The 2,906-nt window shown below is 47.6% G+C and carries 1 protein-coding gene and 2 pseudogenes; 2 read left to right on the top strand and 1 reads right to left on the bottom strand.

The features are described 5' to 3' along the window. Positions 1–516 (bottom strand): annotated as a pseudogene (locus tag WBA89_RS07770) (hypothetical protein); the annotation flags it as partial. A gap of 371 nt (positions 517–887) precedes the next feature. Here WBA89_RS07770 and WBA89_RS07765 point away from each other — a divergent pair. Further along, positions 888–1,592: pseudogene (locus WBA89_RS07765) on the top strand (Crp/Fnr family transcriptional regulator); the annotation flags it as partial. 641 nt (positions 1,593–2,233) lie between these two features. After that, positions 2,234–2,902, top strand: a complete 669-nt coding sequence (locus WBA89_RS07760) for an HAD-IB family phosphatase (RefSeq protein ID WP_424405336.1) — start codon at positions 2,234–2,236, stop codon at positions 2,900–2,902. The last annotated feature ends 4 nt before the right edge of the window (positions 2,903–2,906 follow it).

Raw genomic sequence — 2,906 nt, 5'->3', positions numbered from 1 at the left:
GGGTATGGGATTTGGCTGCGCCAGCGACCAAATTTGCGGTGCTGTACGGACATCGGGCTGTGCGATCGAAATTAGGCGATCGCGGTGGGCCATTCGCAGCAGGGAACAGCAGCGGGCGTGGCTGTATTGAATGGGAAACAGCCGATCGCCTGACACAACAGGAGATAATATGCGAGATTCGGGATCTGGGAGGGAATTTTGAGCTAAACGCTGCAACCAGAGGGCTAAACCTGGATCAGTCAGCTCCAGCTCAATTATGCCCCCCGGTGCGACTTTAACGGCAAAATCTGGCTCGCACAGCGGTTTGAGAGTTTCGACCAACTCGGCGGCGATCGCCTGCGGTGTCTGCTGCCGAGTTTTAGCCAATTTCAGGGCGATCGCAGAGACGTACAGCACCCCGGCGCTATCTTTACTCCGATTTAACTGAATTTGTGCCAGTGTCTCCTGCTGGGCGATCGCGCCGGGGAACTGAGAGAGCAAAAAACACTTAACTGTAACTTCTCGGCACTGCTGCATATTTGCTGTATCAATTATCGGCCGATCCTGCGGTAAAAATGACTAGAGAGTGTTACCGCTGGCGCTGTTGTTGTACGTTAAACTGCTGATATCACAGATGGGCGATCGGCTCGCCGGGACGGCCTACATCGAATTAATCACCGTTTGAGCGATTTTTGGGGTGCATATACAATAATTTACGAGAAACTCTTTGCTGAACTCTACCATTTTTATGTATTTTTTGCTACATTGAATTTTTAGGTAAAACAGATAAGAGCCAGCACACTTAACAAGCGTGCAAGCTCGATCGGGGGTTGGTTGTCTCACTTTGTATCGCAATGCTGGCTGAATTTGTTTTTCTCACTAATTAAATATATCCCAAAGCCTCACTTATGCAATCAACTTCCACACCTGTAGATACGATCGATCGACCTTTTATCACTTGGCAGCGAATTATCGACTGGGCCCAGGAACACTACCGCTGCCGGACTTTTAGCAAAGACGAAAAGATTCCCGCCAGACCCGGACTGCTTTATTTAGTCCAGAAAGGTTCTGTGCGGCTTGTAGGTAGCGCTCAAGTTAGCGTCGGGGCGAAGCCGGGGCTAAAATCCGCTCGCAAAACTACAGAAGAAGCTTTTTTGGGCTTCGTCGGCGCGGGTCAACCTTTTGAACTGGTTGCTCAGTCTCCGTTTACTCTCCAAGCTTTCGCTCACGCCGATCAAACTCACGTAGTGTGGATGTATTGGCACGATTTGGATAATTGGCCTCACTTCCGCCGGGAAATTTTGGATGCGTTTCGCTACCAGCACCAGCGGAAACTCCTCTGGCTGAGCACTTTGGGACAGCGCCGGACGATCGACCGACTGCTGGGTTTTCTCACTTTGTTGATCGAAGAGTTCGGCGAACCTTACGTAAGTGAGGCAGAACCGGATGTGGTTCGGGGCTACAGGCTGCCTTGGGTATTGACTCACGCTCAAATTGGCAGCGCTATCGGCTCGACGCGGGTTACTGTGACGCGACTGATGGGCAAGTTGCGATCGAAAGGTTTGATTAATACTGAGGATGACAATTTAATTTGTTTGCCGACTAAGGCTAATCCCCAAAAAAGTAAAAATCAAAAGCAGGATATCGAAGATTCTCTAGAAGACGATATCGAAGATGATATCGAAGATGATATCGAAGATTCTCTAGAAGATGATATCGAAGACGACCTCGAAGATTCTTGATAAAATCTTCCGGGCCAATGTCAGCAAACAGCGTTTAGCTATTATATCAACCGCACCAGACGGCGGGGAAATTGTTCTCGCATTGCACGCCGATGCCGTTGATTCCTTCTGCTTTGGATCTAAACTAAAGCGTTATTTTGCGACGACAACTCAAGGCTTTCTTCCCTCTTGTTTCTTCCTTCTTCCATTTCTCTTCTTGTCTCTTTTTACCCGAACAACAACTGGGAGAGTGTAGCCGAAGGAAGCCGAAGCGAGCCTTCTTCCTGATGACCAATGACTGATGACTGATGACTGTTGACTGTTGACTGTTGACTGTTATTTGTTATTTGTTAGTTGTTATTGGGAATTGAGAAGTGGAAATTGGGAATTCGTAGCAAGTAACCAATAACCAATAACCAATAACCAATAACTAATGACTAATGACTAATTACTAATGACTAATGACCAATGACTTCTTCGGTGTACGATGAATTGTGTAAACTTTTCCCGTTCTCTATCTTGTGCGACTGACAATGACTGATGACAAGCAAAATTCTCCAATTCTGAACGATCGGCAACGGGTGGTATTCTGCGATTTTGACGGCACCATAACTGTTGAAGAAACTTTTGTGGCAATGCTGAAGCATTTTGCACCGGAATTGTCGTCTCAACTAATGCCGGAAATGTACGCAAGAAGGCTGAGTTTGCGATCGGGTGTGCGGCAGTTACTGGAGTCTATTTCTTCGGAACGTTACGGGGAAATTGTGGAATTTTCTAGGGGACAACTGATGCGGCCGGGATTGGTGGAATTGCTGGATTTTTTGGACGAGCGAAAGGTGCCTTTTGCGATCGTTTCCGGCGGTTTGCGGATTATGGTAGAAGCTGTAATGGGCGATTTGGTACACCGGGCGATCGCTATTTACGCCGTGGATTTGGACGCTAGCGGCCCTCGCTTGCAAGTCAATTCTGAGTTTGAAGGAGATGCAGAATTGGTGTCTAAGGTGCGGGTAATGCGCCGTCACCCTGCAAAGGAACAGGTGGCAATTGGAGATTCGCTGACGGATTTTAATATGGCTTTGCAGGCTTCGTCTGTGTTTGCGCGCGATCGGCTTGCCGAGTATCTAGACGAACAGCAAAAGCCTTATACTAAATGGGATAATTTTTTTGACGTGTTGGAAAATTTGTCCCAGAAATGGAATTGAAACT

Origin of the sequence: Microcoleus sp., assembly GCF_049646505.1 — a bacterium.
Taxonomy (GTDB): domain Bacteria; phylum Cyanobacteriota; class Cyanobacteriia; order Cyanobacteriales; family Microcoleaceae; genus Microcoleus.
This window is presented reverse-complemented; position numbering and strand designations above follow the sequence as displayed.

Bases quoted from the DNA above. Each gene is read 5' to 3' on its own strand.
- WBA89_RS07760 (WP_424405336.1), top strand. From the start codon at position 2,234: ATGACTGATGACAAGCAAAATTCTCCAATTCTGAACGATCGGCAACGG.